We start from the raw sequence: 16,240 nt of genomic DNA on the forward strand, positions 1-16,240 counted from the left end.
AGACGCAATGCTCCGATCATTGCCCGCGCGCTGCGCCCGCGTGCTCATTTTCGCCTACCGCCTCACCTTGTCGGCCTTCATCGGCCGGGAGTGCCGCTATCTGCCGACTTGCTCGGATTATGCGGACGAGGCGATCCGCCGGCATGGCCTGTGGGCGGGCGGCTGGATGGGCTTCGCGCGCATCTGCCGCTGCCGGCCGGGAGGCGGCGACGGCTATGATCCCGTTCCGGATCGCGCGCCCGAAGCCGCCCACCCCGCCGCGCCGTGGCGCTACGGCTCCTGGCGGAGGCCGTCCGTTTGCGAGGCGGTCCAGGAGGTCCAGGATCAGGACCGCGCCATCAGCTCCACGGCGAGGCCCCAGATGCGCAGCCGGACCGGCTCGGGCAGGCCGCGCAGCGCCTCGAGATAGGTCTGGCCGATCGCGCAGGTCTTCGCGTCGTCGAAGGGCGGATCGGGGCTCTTGCCGTCGAGCAGCGAATCGACTTCCGCTTTGCCGAGCCCGCGCTCGGTCAGCGCCTTCTCGAGCGCGCGAAAATCCTCGTCGCTCGGCGCCGCGCGCTCCTCGTTGCGGGTGCGGCCGCTCGATATGGCCTCGAGGCCGACGATCGCCATCTCGCCGACGAGCGCGCGCCGGCGGGCGGCGAAATTGTGAAAATCCTGATCGACCCCGCCATAGAGGAATGTGGCGCAGAGCCTCTTGTCCTCGCCGGCGAGAGCGCGCAGCACGGAGAGATTGAGATCGAACACGCGCGTGAGCGCGGCCGGCTCGGCGCGCGCCGCGAGAACGCCGCGCGCCTGCCGCAGCCGCCGCACCGCCTCGGCGAGGTAGTAGTCGACGGTGTCGGCGCCGGCGCCGGCGGTCGCGAAAGCGTCGAGCGCCGCCTCGTAATCGCTCGGAAAGGCGAGCCGCAGACGATCGAAGAACGGCCGATATTCCGGGGCGGCGGCGATCGTCAGCTCGATTTGCGCGCGCGCCGCGGCGCGGTCGACCACAGGCGGGAGCTGCGCCGCCAGCGCGCTCGTCGGCGCTTCGGCGTCCTTCCTGCCGGGCCCGAGCGCCATCATCACGAGGCCGACGCCGAGGCAGATCGCGACGATCACGCCGGTCATCAGAGCGAGCAATCGTTCCATCAGCATCATTGGACTTCGCAACGCCTCGGCGACCAACGAACAGGCGGGCCGCGCGCAGGGCCCGCCGCTATGTAGACCATATCCGAGGCGTCACAAAGTGCGGCGCGCTACGCGCTCGCGCGGCCTCGTCGCGTCGCGCGTCGTGAAATGCGCTCGGCGCGGGCCTGCTCGGCGCGATAGGCGACGACGAGCCCGATGTGGCGGTCGAGATCATAGGTCCAATGTCCGGCGCGGGCGCGCTCGCCGCGCAGCGCCCGCTCGATCTCGCGCAGCACGGCGCGCGCCGCCTGCGGTGTTTCGGCCGCGATCGTCTCGCTGGACAAGCGATGGAAGCAGCGAAGGAACTCGTTGCGGCGATAGGCGGCGAGCGCGGCGTCGAACGTCACGCTCAGCGCGTCGCGCGCGCGTTGGCGCAGATGGTCTTCACGCGTGTGAGGCGAGGGGGAGGCTTCGGGTGCATGCGGCATGTGGGACTCCATCTGCGCCAGCATGGCCGAGGCGGAGCGCCTGAGGATAAGTTTTTTGTCCCTTGAATAGGATTTTAGTCTGATCTATCGTCGGCGTCCCTCGGCCGAGCGCCGCTTTTCCGACGAACCCCATGGCCGAGAAGAAAAAATTTCCCGACGCGGCTTCCCGCCTCTGCATCGCCGCCACGGCGGCCGCGCGGGGCGTCGAGCCCGCCGCGATCGCATCGCGCAGGCGCGGGCGAGCGCCGATCGCCGAGGCGCGGCAGCTCGCTGTCTATCTCCATCATGTCGTCTATGGCGCCAGTCTTTCGGCCTGCGCGCGCGCGCTGCGCCGTGATCGCGCCAGCGTGCGCCATGCCTGCGCCGTGATCGAGGATCGGCGCGACGATCCGCGTTTCGACCGCGCCGTCGCCGCCCTCGAGGCCGGCCTGCTCGCGCAGCGCGGCCTGCTCCTGCTCTACCGTTCTTTCCTGGCCACTCCAACGATCGGAGACGATAGATGACCAAGCGACCACGCCTTTCGTCGGCGGCGCTCGACCGCGCCGCGCGCCGCCTGCTCGAAGCTCTGGACGAGGCCGGCGCGCGCGCGCTGCGCGGCCAGATCGACGAGAGCGCGATCATCGTCGTCGCGCCGCGCAAGAATGTGACCGTCGTGCGCGCCAGCCTGCCGATGGCGGTCGCCGAGAGCGTCGCGGCGCAGGGGCTCGCGCGATGGGAGGGAGAAGGAGAGACGCGCCGGCTGCTGCTGACGCCGGAGGGCCGCGCGGCGCTGCGCCGGGGCGCTGCGCCGGCAAACGTCGATCCGTTCCGCGCTCAGCATTCGCCGCTCGCGCGTCTACGGATCGAGGAGGGCGCGGCGCCGGCGCGCTGGTCAATGAGGGCGAGAGCCCGCTCGCCTGGCTGGCGCGGCGCAAGGATCGTGACGGCCGGCCATTTCTGGCCCCCGAGCAGGTCGAGGCGGGCGAGCGCTTTCGCCGCGACATGACGCAGGCGCAGCTGCTGCAGCGCGTGACTGCCGATTGGGAGGCCTCCGCGGGCCGCGCGGGAGGCGTTGGCGGCGCGCCGGTCGCGGAGGTCGCCATCGACGCTCGCCGCCGCGTCTCGCGCGCCTTCGACGCCGTCGGTCCCGATCTCGCCGGCCTCGTCGCCGATGTCTGCGGCTATCTCAAGGGCCTCGAGCTGGTCGAGAGCGAGCGCGGCTGGCCGCATCGCTCGGCCAAAGTGGTCCTCAAAATCGCGCTGGAACGGCTGGCGCTGCATTACGGGTTGGGCGGCGAGGCGCGCGGCCCGGAGCGGGCGCGGCGCCTGCTGCATTGGGGCGCCGAGGATTATCGTCCGCAGCTCTAGAGCGTCCGATCCAATCGGATCGGGATAGCGCTCTCAACGCTCGCTCGGCGCGTCTCGATCAGGGCGACGCCGAGCAGTTCGTCCCCGTGGTCATGTAATATTGTATATGGTTGGGGCTGTAGGTGTTGCGGACGGGCGAATAGCTCGTGCGCGCCAAGGTGACTGTGGCCGGCAGCCAGCTGAAGCGCGCGAAGCCGCGCGCCGCCTGATAGGGATAGATCACATCGGCGACGATGATCGAGCCGACTGTCGGAGCGACCGTCACGCTGGTCGTGGAGCCGTCGGCGTTGGTAAGAGAGACCGTCTTGGCGGCCGTGTAGCTCGTCGGCATCGAGTTCGGATCGACGGGCCTCACATCGGCGGCGTTGAGCATCGCGGCGCCGCCGATCGTGCATGGCCGCAGCTCGCCGGAGTTCTGCGCAATGCTCCAATTCACGCTGGCCTTATAGCCGCTCGCTTGCGTCGAGTCGGCGGAGATGGTCACCTCGGAGATGGTCATCTTCAGGCCGGTCGCGGAATAGGGCGCGAGCAGCGTCGCGGCCGCGGAGAAGATGCTCTGAATCGTCGTCTCGGTCATTCCGGCTTGGCCGCTCGCCGCGCCGCCGTCCAATTGCTGGGCCGCGAGATCCGACAGGCTGTGCGCTACGAGATCGAGCTTTTGCGACGCGCGCTGACCGAGCGCCAGCACCACGAGACCAAGATAGAGCATCAGCGCGATCGGCAGGATGAGAGCGAACTCGACCGCCGAGATCGCGCGCTCGTCTTCGAGAAAGGAGGCGCGCGCCATGCGGCGTCCACTCATGACGAAGGCTCCACGCGGAAGGAGGCGATGCCGAGCAGCATGTGATTCCATTCGCCCTTGTAGGAGGTGAGCCAGCCTCCGGCGGTCTTTCCATTGCCGAGCGTCATACCCGTCAGAACGCCACCCGTCAGAATCGCCGTCATCATCGGCATCGGATAGACGATGCGCACCACGGCGATGCTGCCCGCCGCCGGCATTGTGATCGTCGAGCCGAGCGCGTTGGGCGCCGTGTAGAAACTGTTCGAGGTCGCGGCGCCCGTCCAGCTCGACGGGCTGCTGACATCGACGAGGAGACGTGAGCAGTCGAAGCTTCTGTCGAGCGTCCCCGGCGCCACGGTTCCGGTGGTCTGCCAGGAGCAGACATAATTATTGATGAAGTTCTGATAGGTCATATTGCCGATGCTGTTCGTGAGCATGGCCCGGCTGGCGTTCTGCGTGGCGATTTGCAGCTGCTCGCCCCTCATATAGACGAGGCCGACCTCGAAGATCGCGCCGATGAGGCCGAGCAGCGGCACGGACACGATGGCGAACTCGACCGACATCGTCGCGCGTCGATCCGCCGCGAAGCGACGCGCTCCGCTTCGGCGGCCGAAGGAAAAGGTGAGGCCTGGCCTCTTCATCGCGTCTCGCTCAGCGCTTGCCGGGCGCCGCGGAGCTCTCGTGCAGCTTGATCGCTTCGACGATCTGAGACGTATAGTCCTTGTCGTCGGCGAGATCCACCGCGGGAGAGCAATCGGGCGAGCAGGCGTAGGATTCACGTCGCGATCCGCGCAGGACCACCAGCTTGTCGGAGGCCGGCGTGACGGTGATCGTCTGCTCGACCACTTCTCCGCCGCTCTCGTCGAGCAGGATGAGATTGGTGGTGCCGAAGCTCTTTCCGGTCACGACCAGCAGCCGGTTGGCTTTGAGCATGGTCACATCGGCGACGAGCGGATTGCCGATGATGATCGTCTGCGCGCCGTCCGGCATGCGCACGACGCGGGCGCGGTCTATGTCCACATAGAGCGCGCGCTGCTCGGCGAAGCTTCGCGAGGTCGCGCCCATGACGGCGACGATCACGAAAGGAAAGAAGAGTCGAAAGACCCGCCGGCAGCTCATCACGCACCTCGCAACCCAGGGAACCCGCGCCCCGATTCGATGTCGGTTCGCGCGACCCATCGCAACACGCAATCGTGAATTCTTGCTGAAGAGCAAAGGACGCAGCCGACGATTCGCTGCACAACCCGATTAACTCGATCGCAAGAAGTTCTACCTAATGTCATCACCGATCCGGCGAGCGGGGCTCGACAAGCGGATCACGTATTGTGGTGTCAGGAGCAAGTGCCATGAAATCCATGATCGCCCGCTTCGTCGGGAACGAGTCCGGCGCGACGGCCATCGAATATGGCCTGATCGGCGCGCTGATCTCGGTCGTCATCATCGTCGCCGTGAAGATGGTCGGCACGAATCTGTCGAACACCTTCGACAAGATCGCGCAGAACCTCACCTGATGGTCGTGGCGGCGCGGCCGGCCCGCGCCGACGCCGCCGCAACCCGAATCGCGACGCCTAAAGAGAGCATCCGGCCGCGGTCGAAAATATTTAGGTCGGTCATCAACCTGGGCGCGGATCGTCTCTCTCGGCTCTGCTCCCACATCGAACCAGGAGAATACACGTCATGAAGAACCTTTTCGCCTCCTTCGTCGAGAACGAGTCCGGCGCCACCGCCATCGAGTATGGCCTGATCGGCGCGCTGATCTCGGTCGTCATCATCGTCGCCGTGAAGATGGTCGGCACGAATCTGTCGAACACCTTCGACAAGATCGCGCAGAATCTGACCTGATCGCCGGCCACGGGCGTCGTGTTCGGCTGTCGAAGGAGCGGCTTTCGGGCCGCTCCTTTCGTTTGGCTAGAGCGCTATCCGATCCAGGATCGGATAGCGCTCTAGCGCTCTTTCGCTCGAGCGAATTCTCGTCGATCGAACGGTTCCGTTCGATCGGAGAGCTCTCCAGGCCGGCGCTCGCCGCACCGTTAACGCTCCGTCAACCTTCTTGCTCGCAGTCTTCTCGCTCGAGCTTCAGCTTCTCCATCGGGCTCGCCGCTCCGCCGGAGCGAGGCGCAGCGAAGAGGAACGACACATGATCGAAGCCGTCGCGCTGGTCCTGTTCCCGACTCTCATGGTGTTCGCCGCCTTCACCGATCTCCTCACCATGACGATTCCCAATCGCGTGTCGATCGCGCTCGTCGTCATCTTCGCCGCGCTCGCCGCCTACACGCAGATGCCGCTTGCGATCGCGCTGTCGCATGCGAGCTGCGGAATGGTCATGCTGATCGTCACTTTCGCGATGTTCCAGCTCGGCTGGATCGGCGGCGGCGACGCCAAGCTCGCCTCGGCGACGGCTCTCTGGCTCGGCTGGGATCATCTGCTCGATTATGGATTGGCCGCCTCGCTCATCGGCGGCGCGCTCACTCTCGTCATTCTGGAGCTGCGTCGGCGCGAGCCGCGCGCGGTCGCCGATTCTCCGCGATTTGCGCATTTGTGCGATAGCATGGCCGGCGTTCCCTATGGGATCGCGCTCGCCATCGGCGGGCTGTTGATCTATCCGCAGTCCCGCGTCTGGACCTTGCTCGTCGGCGCGTGAGCGACCCCTTGCTCGCGCCGGCGCAGGCCGCTCCTTCTGGCGCGCAGGACGCGTGCGCCGGCTGGCGCGCGACGGCGGTGTTCGCGGCGCTCGTCGCCAGCGTCGCGCTGCTGCGGCCCTATACGGGAATCGTCGGCGACTCGGCAGTGTATATGGGCGGCGCGCTGGCTGCGCTCGATCCGCAGGGGGTCGGACAGGATCCCATGTGGCGGCTCGACGGCCAGATGCGATTCAGCCTGTTCCCGATGCTGCTGCGTCCGCTCGTCGCCGCGCTCGGCGCGCAGAGCGCCGCGCTCCTCGTCGCGGCCTGCGGCCTCCTGCTCTGGTCCATCGCGCTCGTCGTTCTGGCGCGCGTCCTCGCGGGGCGCGCCAACGCCGTCGCCGTGGCGCTCGCCTGCGCGAGCTTTTCCGCCGCTTATAGTTCTTACGCCACCGTCTATTACGGCGAGCCGATCGCCACGCCGCGCGTCTTCGCCGAGGCCGCCGTGCTCGCCGCTCTCGCTGCGACGCTCGCCGCGCGTTCCGCGCTCGCGGCGTTGTTCGCATGTCTCGCCATAATGCTGCATCCGGTGATGGCGGCCGCCGGCGTCGGCGTGATTTTTGTCTTTCATGCCTTGTCGGACCGGCGCTGGCTCGTCGTCGGCTTCGCGGCTGCAGTCCTTCTCGTCGGCGCGGCGGCGCTCGGCGCGCCTTTCCTCGATCGCCTGACGACGCCGATCGATCCGCAATGGCTCGCCATGCTGCGCGGTCCGGATGATTATTTGTTCCCGACCACCTGGCCGGAGCGCGCTTGGGCGCTTCTGGCGCAGCGCGGCGCGACCGTCGCTCTCGCGGCCGTCGTCACGCAGGGCGCGACGCGGCGTCTCTTCATCTCGATTCTCGTCATCGGGTCCGCGGCGATGACGCTCGCGCTCGTCTTCGGCGACCTCTATCCGCTGCTGCTCGTCGCGCAGGCTCAGCCCTGGCGGGCGGGATGGCTTCTGGCGCTCGCGGCCGCGGCCGGCTTCGGGCTCTGCGGCGTCACGCTGTGGCGCGAAGGGCCGGTCGCGCGAATCATTCTCGCATTGCTCGCGCTGTCCTGGCTCATCGAGTCGAGCGCCGCCGGCGCGCTCGTCGCCGGACTCGCCCTCGCGCTGCGCATCGCGCACGTCGATCTCTCTCGCTATGCCGATCGAGGGGCCGGGCGCTGGCTCTGGATCGGCGTCGGCCTGCTCTCGCTGTTCGAGATCGTCGTGTATTATCGGCTCGCCGCCGCTTCCACGGCCGCCGCGCCGGTGGGCGCGCGGCCGCCGCCCTATTGGCTGTTGCTCGACGGGCATGCGTTCGCCGTGCCGATCGCTCTGCTCGGCGTCTGTCTCGCCATGCGTCCGCCGTTGCGAATCGCTCCGCGTCTTCTCGCCGCTCTGAGCGCCGCCTTCTGTCTCGTCGTCGCGGCGAGCTGGCGGCAGGAGTGGGACGCTTATCGCATGACCATGGCGCGCTCCGGCCGCCAGAGCGAGCTCATCGAGCTCCTGTCCGCTCGCCCGGGCCCGATCCTGTGGCTCGGCGGCAATCAGGAGGCCTGGTATTGGGCGGGCCGTCCCAATTGGGCGGCGGGCGTGCAGGGAAACGCCATCATCTATTCACGCGAATTGACGTTCATCTGGTTCGAGCGCATGCGCGCGCTGATCGACGAGGGATGGCTCGCCGACGGCGGCACGATTTCACGCAAGCTGTCGAAGCCGGATCCGCTCTATCCGGACATGTCGCCGCAAAAGCTCGCGCATTTTTGCGCGCGCGGGGATGCGCCAGCGTGGATTCTCGCGCCGATTCCCACGGAGAGCGCGGCGGCGGGCGCGACGGTCTGGCGCGCGCCCGTTCGGCGTTTCGCTTTTGATCCCAGTCGAGGGGAGTTGATCGGCGTGGATCTCTTCGCCGTTCATCCCTGCGCGGACGTAACGCGCCATTAACTATAATTTGACGTTTGTCGGCTTCAATCTGCAACGCTCCGCTCGAGCCGGAGTCGATTGGAAGTCGAGAGATGAACAAAGCCCAGATCGCGGTCCTCGGCGTCGCCATTGTTGCGGGCGGCGGAGCTTTCATGATGCTGAGCACCGAGCCGACGCCGCCGCAGCCGATGCATCTGGTCGCGCCGCCGCCCCCGCGCACGACGGATCAGGTGCTGGTCGCGGCCCGCGACCTTCCCTTCGGCGCGGCGCTCGCCGAGGCGGACACCAGCTGGATCGAATGGCCGATCTCCGCCGTGCCGCCGGGCGTGCTGCGCAAGAGCGAAGCGCCGGAGATCAAGAAAGACATAGAGGGCGCCTTCGTGCGCACGCCGCTCGCCAATGGCGAGCCGATCCGCCGCGAGCGGCTGATCAAGGGCCAGACGCCCGGGCTGATGTCCACGATGATCTCCGCCGGCCGGCGCGCGGTGGCCATCGACGTCTCGCCCAACACGACGGCTGGCGGCTTCATCCTGCCCAATGATCACGTCGACGTGATCCGCCTCTATCGCGATCCCGATCAGGGCGGGCAGATCGGCTCCGACATGAATTCGGAGGTCATTCTGCGCAATGTGCGCGTGCTCGCCATGGGACCTGTGTTCCAGACCAAGAATGGCGAGAGCAGCGTCACCGGCGCGACCGCCACCCTCGATCTCGAGCCGCGTCAGGCCGAGCTCGTCATTCTCGCGCAGCGCTCCGGGCAGCTCGCGCTGATGCTGCGTCCGATCGCCGACGCGCTCGCCGACGAGAAGCCGGAATCGGCGGCGCCCGGCCAGGACCCGCTCACCATCGTGCGCTTCGGCGTGACCTCCACCATGCGCGCGCGGTGACGCGCCGCACCGAAGAAAGAGACGATGCAATGGACATTCGGCGAGGAGCGGCGCGCATGAGCGGCTCGAGACGTCATCTCATTCCGACCCTCGCCACGGCGCTGGCGCTCGTCGGCGCGGGGTCGCTTCCCGCCGTGGCGGCGCCGCAGAGCTGGGGCGTCGAATCGGACAGCGACGCGATCATGTCGCGAAGGGTCGCCATGGGCGTCGGCAAGTCGATCATCGTCGACCTGCCGGCCGACGCGGCGGAGATCGTCGTCGGCAATCCCAAGGTCGCCAACGCCGTCGTGCGTTCGACCCGCAAGCTCTACATCATGGGCGTCGAGACCGGCCAGACGACGATCTTCGCGCTCGACCGCAGCGGCCGCCAGATCGCCAATCTCGAGATCAGCATCGGCCGCGACGTCGGCGAGCTCGGCCCGTTGCTGCACGCCGCCCTGCCGAACTCGAATATTTCCGCGCGCACCGTCAATGACGCGATCATTCTCACGGGAACGGTCGACTCCGCCTCCGAGGCGCAGCGCGCCGTCGACATCGCCAAGGGCTTCGCCGCGCGCTCGGCCTCGGCCTCGGCCCAGAGCGCCGGCGGCTCGCCGGCCGACGGCCTCGTCGTCAACGCGCTCGTCATCCGCACGCAGGACCAGGTGATGTTGAAGGTCACTGTGGCCGAGGTGGAGCGGCGCGTGCTCAAGCAGCTCGGCATTTCCGCGCAGAGCGGCGGCGAGACGCTGCTGAAGGGCGGCTGGGGCCAGCTCGTGCAGCAGAACCCTTTCGCCGTCAACTCGGCATTGACCGCGAGCTCGCTGACGATCAACGGCAACAATGGCTCCACGGCGACCTTGCAGGCCTATGAGCGTTACGGCGTGTCGCGCGTGCTCGCCGAGCCGACCGTCACCGCTATCTCGGGCGAGAGCGCGAAATTCACCGTCGGCGGCGAGATCGCGGTGCCTGGCAACAGCAGCTGCATCGCCGGCTCGACCCTCTGCTCTTCCGTCGGCATCGTGTTCAAGCCCTATGGCGTATCGCTGAACTTCACGCCCGTCGTGCTCGCGCAAGGGCGCATTCTGCTGCATCTCGCCACCGAGGTGACGGAGATCGACTATCAGGCGGCCCAAGCCTACAACGGCGTCACCGTTCCGGGCTTCAAGACGCGCAAGAACGAGACCAGCGTCGAGCTTCCCTCCGGCGGTTCGATCGCCACGGCCGGCCTTTTGACGCAAAAATCCGATCAGGCGATCAACGGTCTTCCCGGCCTCATCAATCTTCCCGTTCTCGGCGCGCTGTTCCGCTCGCGCGATTATCAGCGCAACGAGACCGAGTTGCTCATCGTCGTGACGCCCTACATCGCCCGCGCGTTGTCGGCGCGCGACGTCACCCGTCCCGACGACGGCTTCGCCGACGCCAGCGATCCGCAAGCGTGGCTGCTCGGACGCGTCAACCGGCTCTACGCCAATCCCCAGCATCCGCAGGCGGCCCCTCAGCTCAAGGGTCGCATCGGCTTCATTCAGGACTGAGCGCTATGCGAGGAGCGGCTCCCATGTCTATGCGATCCACGAGAGCGACGATCGCGGCGCGCCTTCCCGCGCTCTGCGCCCGCGCGGCCTTGGCCGCGGCGATGGCGGCGCCGCTCGCAGGCTGCGGCGTCAACAAGGTGATGCCGCCGCCCGCCGTCGTGCATGATTATCGCGATCGTCACCCGGTCGTGCTCGCCGATGCGACAACCGCCATCGACGTCTTTCCCGAGCAGAGGCTCGATCAGGCGACGGTCGATCGCATCCAGTCTTTCGTGCAACGCTATCGGCGCCTCGGCCATGGACAGATCACGCTGCTGGCGCCGACCGGCTCGCGCAATACGGCGACGCGGGCGGGCGTCGACGCTGTGCGGAGGCAGCTCGCCGACTCCGGCGTCGCGGGAGCGGTCTATGTCGGCACCTATCCAGTGAGCGACGCCGATCTCGCCGCGCCGGTGCGGCTGTCGTTCCAGGGCATCAAGGCCAAGGTCGCGGATCGGTGCGGCCAATGGCCGGAAGATCTCGCCTCGGCGAGCTCTCTGAAGGGCTGGAACAACGACACGCATTGGAATTTCGGCTGCGCCAATCAAGCGACGCTGGCGGCGCAGATCGATGATCCGCGCGATCTCGCCTCGCCGCGCGGAGAGACTCCGGCGGATATCGAATCGCGCATGCGCGCCTTGAACAAGGTGCGTACGGGCGTCGATCCGTCGACGAAATGGATGGTCAAGGGAAGCAACATCAGCTCAGTGGGAGGCGATTGATGACCAGTGACGCCGGCGCGGCGAGCGGCGGATCGGCGCCGCAGATCGCGCCTTTGCCGCGCATTTCCGTGCAGGCATTCTGCGAGACGCAGGACTTCGTGGCGCTGATGAACACAGCCGCCGTCGATCGTCGCATGGACAAGACTCATGTGAAGGTTCACATGGGCGGCGTCGCCGCGGCCATCGAGGCGTTTCGCGGCGCGCCGACGCCCAATCTGATCATTCTCGAGACGTTCGGCGATCGTCGCCAGCTGATCGGGCAGCTCGATACGCTCGCCGAATCCTGCGATCCGGGCACCAAGGTCGTCGTGCTCGGCCACGAGAACGACATCGCGCTCTATCGTGAGCTCATCTCTCGCGGCGTCAGCGATTATATCGTTGCGCCGCTCGACACTCTGAGCTTCATCGCGCGACTCTCCGAGCTCTACACGGCGGCGGCCGAATCGCTCGGGCGCATCATCGCGGTCGTCGGCGCCAAGGGCGGCGTCGGCGCGTCCAGCATCGCGCATAATCTCGCCTGGTCGATCGCGCGCGCTCTGCAGATGCAGACGGTGATCGCGGATCTCGATCTCCCGTTCGGCACCGCGGGCCTCGATTTCAATCAGGACCCGCCGCAGGGCGTCGCCGAGGCCGTGTTCGCGCCCGACCGCGTCGATTCCAATCTCGTCGATCGCCTGCTGTCGAAATGCAGCGATCAGCTCAGCCTGCTCGCCGCGCCCGCGACCATCGACCGGCTCTATGATCTGCCCGAATCGGCCTTCGACGCGATCATCGACGTGCTGCGCGCCACTTCGCCTAGCACGGTGCTCGACGTTCCGCATCAATGGTCGGCGTGGACGAAGCGCGTGCTGGTCGGCGCCGATCAGCTGGCGATCGTCGCCGCGCCCGATCTCGCGAGCCTGCGCAACACCAAGACGCTGCTCGACACGCTGCGCCTGTCGCGGCGCAACGACCAGGCGCCGAAGGTCCTGCTCAACATGGTCGGAGTTCCGCGCCGACCCGAGATCACGCCCGCCGACTTCGCCAAGGCGATCGAGATCGAGCTCGCGGCGGTGATTCCGTTCGAGGCCAAGCTGTTCGGCTCCGCGGCCAATAATGGGCAGATGCTCGCCGAGGTCGAGCCGGGCTCGAAGATCGTCGAATCTTTCGACGCTCTCGGACGCGAGCTGATGGGACGCACGGGGCTGCGCAAGGCCAAGTCGGGCTTGTTCGCGCCGCTCATCGAGCGCTTTTCGCGCCGGCGCGCCGGCTGACGCGCGGCGATAGGAGACGAGGAACAGGTATGTTCGGAAAGCGCACCAATGTCGGCGCCGAGACGCGCGCACGAACTCCCGAACCGGCGGTAGCCGCTGCGCCCAAGTCCGCCGCAGCAGCCCCTGCAGCCGCGGCGACGGCGCCGCAGCCGGTCGAGCAGCGCAAGTCCGAGCAATATTACGCGACGAAGAGCATGATCTTCGCGGCGCTCATCGAGGCGATCGATCTCGCTCAGCTCTCCAAGCTCGATCCCGACAATGCGCGCGAGGAGATTCGCGACATCGTCCACGAGATCGTCGCCATCAAGAATGTGGTGATGTCGATCTCCGAGCAGGAGGATTTGCTCGAGGACATCTGCAACGACGTGCTCGGCTATGGTCCGCTCGAGCCGCTGCTGATGCGCGACGACATCGCCGACATCATGGTGAACGGCGCCACCAAGACCTATATCGAGGTCGGCGGCAAGATTCAGCTGACCGGCATAAGATTTCGCGACAATGCGCAATTGATGAACATCTGCCAGCGCATCGTCAGCCAGGTCGGCCGCCGCGTCGACGAATCCTCGCCGATCTGCGACGCGCGCCTGCTCGACGGCTCGCGCGTGAACGTCATCGGTCCGCCGCTCGCTATCGACGGACCCGCGCTGACGATCCGCAAATTCCGCAGGGACAAGCTCACTCTCGATCAGCTCGTCCGCTACGCCAGCATCTCGCCCGAAGGCGGCGAGGTGCTGAAGATCATCGGCCGCGTGCGCTGCAATGTGCTGATCTCCGGCGGCACGGGCTCGGGCAAGACGACGCTGCTCAACTGCCTCACCAATTACATCGATGCGGACGAGCGCGTCATCACCTGCGAGGACGCGGCCGAGCTGCAATTGCAGCAACCGCATGTGGTGCGTCTCGAGACGCGCCCGCCCAATCTCGAGGGCCAGGGCTCGGTGACGATGCGCGATCTCGTCAAGAATTGTCTGCGCATGCGCCCCGAGCGCATCATCGTCGGCGAGGTGCGCGGACCGGAGGCCTTCGATCTGCTGCAGGCGATGAACACCGGCCATGACGGCTCGATGGGCACTCTGCACGCGAACTCGCCGCGCGAGGCGTTGTCGCGTCTCGAATCCATGATCACCATGGGCGGATTCTCTCTGCCGGCCAAGACGATCCGCGACATGATCGTCTCGTCGATCGACATCATCGTGCAGGCGGCGCGCCTGCGCGACGGGTCGCGCCGCATCACTCACATCACCGAGGTGCTGGGGCAGGAGGGCGATGTGGTCACGCTGCAGGATCTGTTCATCTACGAGATTCTCGGCGAAGACGCCAATGGCCGCATCATCGGGCGGCACCGCTCCACCGGCATCGGCCGTCCGCGCTTCTGGGAGCGCGCTCGATATTACGGCGAGGAGAATCGTCTCGGCGCGGCGCTCGACGCGGCGGTGGTCGAGGGACCGGTCGACTAGAATGTTTCTTGATCGAACGGATCGTTCGAGCGGCCGAGGCCGGCTTCAGAGAAAGGCATTCGCGTGGATCGACAGAGTCTCATCGGCGCTACGCTCGCCGCGCTCGCGGTCGGCGGCGTCATGTATGCGGTCGTCTATCCTTATCTCTCGGGCGACTTCAAAGCGCAGAAGCGCACGGCGGCGCTGATGGCTTCGGGCGACCGGCGCCGCGAAGGCCGCAGCGCCGATCCGGCCAAGCGCCGGAAAATGATTCAGGACAGCCTCAAGGACATCGAGACCAAGGCGAAGCAGATCACGCTCGAGCAGCGCATCGCGCAGGCGGGCCTCGCCGTGTCGCGTTCCTTGTTCATGATCGGCGCTGGCGTCGCCGGCCTCTTCGCCGCGCTCTTCTCCTTCATTCTCAATCAAGATCCTCTGCTCGCCATCGGCGTCGGCGTCGGCGTCGCCGTCGGCGTCGGTCTGCCGCATTGGGGGCTCGGCTTTCTGGCGCGTCGACGCGTCGCCAAGTTCATCGAGGCCTTTCCCGGCTCGGTGGACATCATCATTCGCGGCATCAAGGCGGGCCTGCCGGTCGGCGACTGCTTCCGCATGATTGCTTCCGAAGCCGATGAGCCGGTGCGCAGCGAATTTCGCCAGATCGTCGAATCGCAGACGATCGGCCTCTCGATCGGCGAGGCGACCGAGCGCTTCGCCGAGCGCATGCCGGTCGCCGAAGCTTCTTTCTTCTCGATCGTCATCAGCCTGCAGGAGAAGTCGGGCGGCAATCTCTCCGAGGCGTTGAGCAATCTCGCCGGCGTGCTGCGCGAACGTAAGAAGATGAAAGCCAAGGTCAGAGCCATGTCGGCGGAGGCGAAAGCCTCGGCGGGCATCATCGGCAGCCTGCCGTTTCTGGTCGGCCTCGCGGTGTGGTTCACCAACAAGCCCTATATGGCGGTGCTGTTCGACACGACGGTCGGCAATATGATCATCGCCGGCAGCCTGCTGTGGATGGCCGTCGGCGTCTTCATCATGAAGAACATGATCGATTTCGAGATCTAGCGCGTCGTCGGCCGCAGCGTGAAAAGAGCGAGGACATGTTCGACACTTTCGTCCAATATGCGTCCAACGGGCGGTTGATGTTCAGCCTGATGATCGCCGTGGCTGTCGTCGCCACGGTGATCTCCATCGGCCTCACCTTCTCGGGCGGCGATCGTCTCGCCAAGCGCATGAAGAGCGTCGCCAGCGAGCGCGAGCGCATCCGCGCGCGCGAGCGCGCCGCCGCCAACGCCAAAGCCAAGGAGAGCGGCCCCAAGGGCCTGCGGCAGCAGCCCAAGGTCTATATGAAGAACATCGTCGACCGGTTCTCGCTCGACACCTGGCTCAACACTGGCGACGCCAAGATGCGCCTCGCCTCGGCGGGCTATCGCGGCCCGCAGGCGGAGATCGCCTTTCTGTTCTTTCGGCTGGTCACGCCGATCGCCTTCGTTCTGTTCGGGATTTTCTACTTCACCGTCGTCGACGATTCGGACTGGTCGCTCCTCGTCAAGATCGGCGTCGTCATCTTCGCCGCTTATGTCGGCGTCAAATCGCCGGAGCTGTTCCTCACCAATGCGATCACCAAGCGCCAACAGAGCATGCGCATCGCCTTCCCCGATGCGCTTGATCTGATGTTGATCTGCGTCGAATCGGGATTGTCGATCGAGCACGCTTTCCGCAAGGTGGGCAAGGAGATCGGCGTGCGCTCCGTGCCGCTCGCCGAAGAATTCGCGCTGGCGACGGCCGAGCTCTCTTATCTGCCCGATCGTCGCCAGGCCTTTCACAATCTCGCGGCGCGCACGGGCCTCGATTGCGTCAAGCAGATTTGCACCGTGCTCATTCAGGCGGAGAAATATGGAACGCCGCTGGGGCGTGCGCTGCGCGTGACGGCGCAGGAGAGCCGCGACATGCGTATGGCCGAGGCCGAGCGTCAGGCGGCGGCGCTGCCGCCCAAGCTCACTGTGCCGATGATCGTGTTCTTCCTGCCGGTGCTGATGGTGGTGGTGATGGCGCCGGCGATCATTCAGGTGATGTCGCAGAGCTGGTGACGGTGCTCCG

General features: G+C 66.7%; 20 protein-coding genes. 15 read left to right on the forward strand and 5 right to left on the reverse strand.

Annotated elements, in window-relative coordinates; translation table 11 throughout:
- Positions 1 to 7 precede the first annotated feature (7 nt).
- Positions 8 to 409, forward strand: a complete 402-nt coding sequence (yidD, locus tag CQW49_RS17340) for a membrane protein insertion efficiency factor YidD (RefSeq protein WP_003608418.1) — start codon at positions 8 to 10, stop codon at positions 407 to 409.
- Here yidD and CQW49_RS17345 read toward each other — a convergent pair.
- Together CQW49_RS17345 and CQW49_RS25175 are read right to left on the reverse strand one after the other, a co-directional pair.
- Positions 325 to 1,131, reverse strand: a complete 807-nt coding sequence (locus CQW49_RS17345; protein WP_244441286.1) for a hypothetical protein — start codon at positions 1,129 to 1,131, stop codon at positions 325 to 327. The two genes, yidD and CQW49_RS17345, sit on opposite strands and share 85 nt — an antisense overlap.
- A 107-nt stretch (positions 1,132 to 1,238) precedes the next feature.
- Positions 1,239 to 1,598 carry a hypothetical protein gene (locus CQW49_RS25175; protein WP_003608414.1) on the reverse strand — a complete coding sequence of 120 codons (360 nt, stop codon included), beginning with the start codon at positions 1,596 to 1,598 and terminating at the stop codon, positions 1,239 to 1,241.
- A 131-nt stretch (positions 1,599 to 1,729) separates the two neighbouring features.
- Between CQW49_RS25175 and CQW49_RS17355 the strand changes: the two genes are divergently transcribed.
- Genes CQW49_RS17355 through CQW49_RS25695 form a run of 3 tightly spaced genes read left to right on the forward strand, consistent with a single transcriptional unit; the run spans position 1,730 to position 2,945 of the window.
- The gene (locus CQW49_RS17355; RefSeq protein ID WP_003608413.1) at positions 1,730 to 2,101 is read left to right on the forward strand and encodes a helix-turn-helix domain-containing protein; all 372 of its coding nucleotides are present in this window, start codon (positions 1,730 to 1,732) and stop codon (positions 2,099 to 2,101) included.
- On the forward strand, positions 2,098 to 2,583 hold the full coding sequence (locus tag CQW49_RS25690) for a hypothetical protein (protein ID WP_003608412.1): 486 nt from the start codon (positions 2,098 to 2,100) through the stop codon (positions 2,581 to 2,583). Before CQW49_RS17355 ends, CQW49_RS25690 begins: the two co-directional genes overlap by 4 nt.
- The gene (locus tag CQW49_RS25695) at positions 2,499 to 2,945 is read left to right on the forward strand and encodes a DUF6456 domain-containing protein (RefSeq protein ID WP_244593412.1); all 447 of its coding nucleotides are present in this window, start codon (positions 2,499 to 2,501) and stop codon (positions 2,943 to 2,945) included. The genes CQW49_RS25690 and CQW49_RS25695 overlap by 85 nt, the downstream gene beginning before the upstream one ends.
- Before the next feature lie 58 nt (positions 2,946 to 3,003).
- Here CQW49_RS25695 and CQW49_RS17365 read toward each other — a convergent pair whose 3' ends face one another.
- The 3 genes from CQW49_RS17365 to CQW49_RS17375 form a co-directional block, all read right to left on the reverse strand.
- The gene (locus CQW49_RS17365; RefSeq protein WP_003608410.1) at positions 3,004 to 3,747 is read right to left on the reverse strand and encodes a TadE/TadG family type IV pilus assembly protein; all 744 of its coding nucleotides are present in this window, start codon (positions 3,745 to 3,747) and stop codon (positions 3,004 to 3,006) included.
- Complete coding sequence (locus CQW49_RS17370) at positions 3,744 to 4,289, reverse strand: TadE/TadG family type IV pilus assembly protein (RefSeq protein WP_244441285.1); 546 nt, start codon at positions 4,287 to 4,289, stop codon at positions 3,744 to 3,746. Before CQW49_RS17370 ends, CQW49_RS17365 begins: the two co-directional genes overlap by 4 nt.
- A gap of 88 nt (positions 4,290 to 4,377) precedes the next feature.
- Positions 4,378 to 4,845, reverse strand: coding sequence for a pilus assembly protein N-terminal domain-containing protein (locus CQW49_RS17375; RefSeq protein ID WP_003608408.1), 468 nt, complete (start codon positions 4,843 to 4,845; stop codon positions 4,378 to 4,380).
- A gap of 227 nt (positions 4,846 to 5,072) precedes the next feature.
- Here CQW49_RS17375 and CQW49_RS17380 point away from each other — a divergent pair, with 227 nt between their 5' ends.
- The 11 genes from CQW49_RS17380 (at position 5,073) to CQW49_RS17430 (ending at position 16,230) form a co-directional block, all read left to right on the forward strand.
- Positions 5,073 to 5,237, forward strand: a complete 165-nt coding sequence (locus CQW49_RS17380) for a Flp family type IVb pilin (RefSeq protein WP_003608407.1) — start codon at positions 5,073 to 5,075, stop codon at positions 5,235 to 5,237.
- A 166-nt stretch (positions 5,238 to 5,403) separates the two neighbouring features.
- A complete protein-coding gene (locus CQW49_RS17385) occupies positions 5,404 to 5,568 on the forward strand; it encodes a Flp family type IVb pilin (protein WP_003608406.1) in 165 nt (54 codons plus the stop codon).
- Between the two features lie 295 nt (positions 5,569 to 5,863).
- Positions 5,864 to 6,367 carry an A24 family peptidase gene (locus CQW49_RS17390; RefSeq protein WP_003608405.1) on the forward strand — a complete coding sequence of 168 codons (504 nt, stop codon included), beginning with the start codon at positions 5,864 to 5,866 and terminating at the stop codon, positions 6,365 to 6,367.
- A complete protein-coding gene (locus CQW49_RS17395; protein ID WP_003608404.1) occupies positions 6,364 to 8,316 on the forward strand; it encodes a hypothetical protein in 1,953 nt (650 codons plus the stop codon). Before CQW49_RS17390 ends, CQW49_RS17395 begins: the two co-directional genes overlap by 4 nt.
- A 71-nt stretch (positions 8,317 to 8,387) precedes the next feature.
- Positions 8,388 to 9,182: a Flp pilus assembly protein CpaB gene (gene cpaB, locus CQW49_RS17400; protein WP_003608403.1), complete on the forward strand. Its 795-nt coding sequence runs from the start codon at positions 8,388 to 8,390 to the stop codon at positions 9,180 to 9,182.
- A 56-nt stretch (positions 9,183 to 9,238) separates the two neighbouring features.
- Positions 9,239 to 10,696, forward strand: coding sequence for a type II and III secretion system protein family protein (locus tag CQW49_RS17405; protein WP_003608401.1), 1,458 nt, complete (start codon positions 9,239 to 9,241; stop codon positions 10,694 to 10,696).
- 23 nt (positions 10,697 to 10,719) lie between these two features.
- A complete protein-coding gene (locus CQW49_RS17410; protein WP_003608399.1) occupies positions 10,720 to 11,457 on the forward strand; it encodes a CpaD family pilus assembly protein in 738 nt (245 codons plus the stop codon).
- The gene (locus tag CQW49_RS17415; RefSeq protein WP_003608396.1) at positions 11,457 to 12,710 is read left to right on the forward strand and encodes a CpaE/TadZ family protein; all 1,254 of its coding nucleotides are present in this window, start codon (positions 11,457 to 11,459) and stop codon (positions 12,708 to 12,710) included. Before CQW49_RS17410 ends, CQW49_RS17415 begins: the two co-directional genes overlap by 1 nt.
- 29 nt (positions 12,711 to 12,739) lie before the next feature.
- Positions 12,740 to 14,167 (forward strand): TadA family conjugal transfer-associated ATPase, encoded by a 1,428-nt coding sequence (locus CQW49_RS17420; RefSeq protein WP_003608394.1) that lies wholly within the window; start codon positions 12,740 to 12,742, stop codon positions 14,165 to 14,167.
- A 63-nt stretch (positions 14,168 to 14,230) separates the two neighbouring features.
- A complete protein-coding gene (locus tag CQW49_RS17425; RefSeq protein ID WP_099831818.1) occupies positions 14,231 to 15,205 on the forward strand; it encodes a type II secretion system F family protein in 975 nt (324 codons plus the stop codon).
- A 35-nt stretch (positions 15,206 to 15,240) separates the two neighbouring features.
- On the forward strand, positions 15,241 to 16,230 hold the full coding sequence (locus CQW49_RS17430) for a type II secretion system F family protein (RefSeq protein WP_003608390.1): 990 nt from the start codon (positions 15,241 to 15,243) through the stop codon (positions 16,228 to 16,230).
- Positions 16,231 to 16,240: the final 10 nt, after the last annotated feature.

The organism is Methylosinus trichosporium OB3b (assembly GCF_002752655.1).
Lineage (GTDB): Bacteria > Pseudomonadota > Alphaproteobacteria > Rhizobiales > Beijerinckiaceae > Methylosinus > Methylosinus trichosporium.

Bases quoted from the DNA above. Each gene is read 5' to 3' on its own strand.
- CQW49_RS17410 (WP_003608399.1), top strand. From the start codon at position 10,720: ATGTCTATGCGATCCACGAGAGCGACGATCGCGGCGCGCCTTCCCGCG.
- CQW49_RS17365 (WP_003608410.1), bottom strand. From the start codon at position 3,747: ATGAGTGGACGCCGCATGGCGCGCGCCTCCTTTCTCGAAGACGAGCGC.
- CQW49_RS17355 (WP_003608413.1), top strand. From the start codon at position 1,730: ATGGCCGAGAAGAAAAAATTTCCCGACGCGGCTTCCCGCCTCTGCATC.
- CQW49_RS17370 (WP_244441285.1), bottom strand. From the start codon at position 4,289: ATGTCGGTCGAGTTCGCCATCGTGTCCGTGCCGCTGCTCGGCCTCATC.
- CQW49_RS25690 (WP_003608412.1), top strand. From the start codon at position 2,098: ATGACCAAGCGACCACGCCTTTCGTCGGCGGCGCTCGACCGCGCCGCG.
- CQW49_RS17345 (WP_244441286.1), bottom strand. From the start codon at position 1,131: ATGGAACGATTGCTCGCTCTGATGACCGGCGTGATCGTCGCGATCTGC.
- CQW49_RS25175 (WP_003608414.1), bottom strand. From the start codon at position 1,598: ATGCCGCATGCACCCGAAGCCTCCCCCTCGCCTCACACGCGTGAAGAC.
- CQW49_RS17420 (WP_003608394.1), top strand. From the start codon at position 12,740: ATGTTCGGAAAGCGCACCAATGTCGGCGCCGAGACGCGCGCACGAACT.
- CQW49_RS17390 (WP_003608405.1), top strand. From the start codon at position 5,864: ATGATCGAAGCCGTCGCGCTGGTCCTGTTCCCGACTCTCATGGTGTTC.
- yidD (WP_003608418.1), top strand. From the start codon at position 8: ATGCTCCGATCATTGCCCGCGCGCTGCGCCCGCGTGCTCATTTTCGCC.
- CQW49_RS17405 (WP_003608401.1), top strand. From the start codon at position 9,239: ATGAGCGGCTCGAGACGTCATCTCATTCCGACCCTCGCCACGGCGCTG.
- CQW49_RS17430 (WP_003608390.1), top strand. From the start codon at position 15,241: ATGTTCGACACTTTCGTCCAATATGCGTCCAACGGGCGGTTGATGTTC.
- CQW49_RS17380 (WP_003608407.1), top strand. From the start codon at position 5,073: ATGAAATCCATGATCGCCCGCTTCGTCGGGAACGAGTCCGGCGCGACG.
- CQW49_RS17415 (WP_003608396.1), top strand. From the start codon at position 11,457: ATGACCAGTGACGCCGGCGCGGCGAGCGGCGGATCGGCGCCGCAGATC.
- CQW49_RS17375 (WP_003608408.1), bottom strand. From the start codon at position 4,845: ATGAGCTGCCGGCGGGTCTTTCGACTCTTCTTTCCTTTCGTGATCGTC.
- CQW49_RS17385 (WP_003608406.1), top strand. From the start codon at position 5,404: ATGAAGAACCTTTTCGCCTCCTTCGTCGAGAACGAGTCCGGCGCCACC.
- cpaB (WP_003608403.1), top strand. From the start codon at position 8,388: ATGAACAAAGCCCAGATCGCGGTCCTCGGCGTCGCCATTGTTGCGGGC.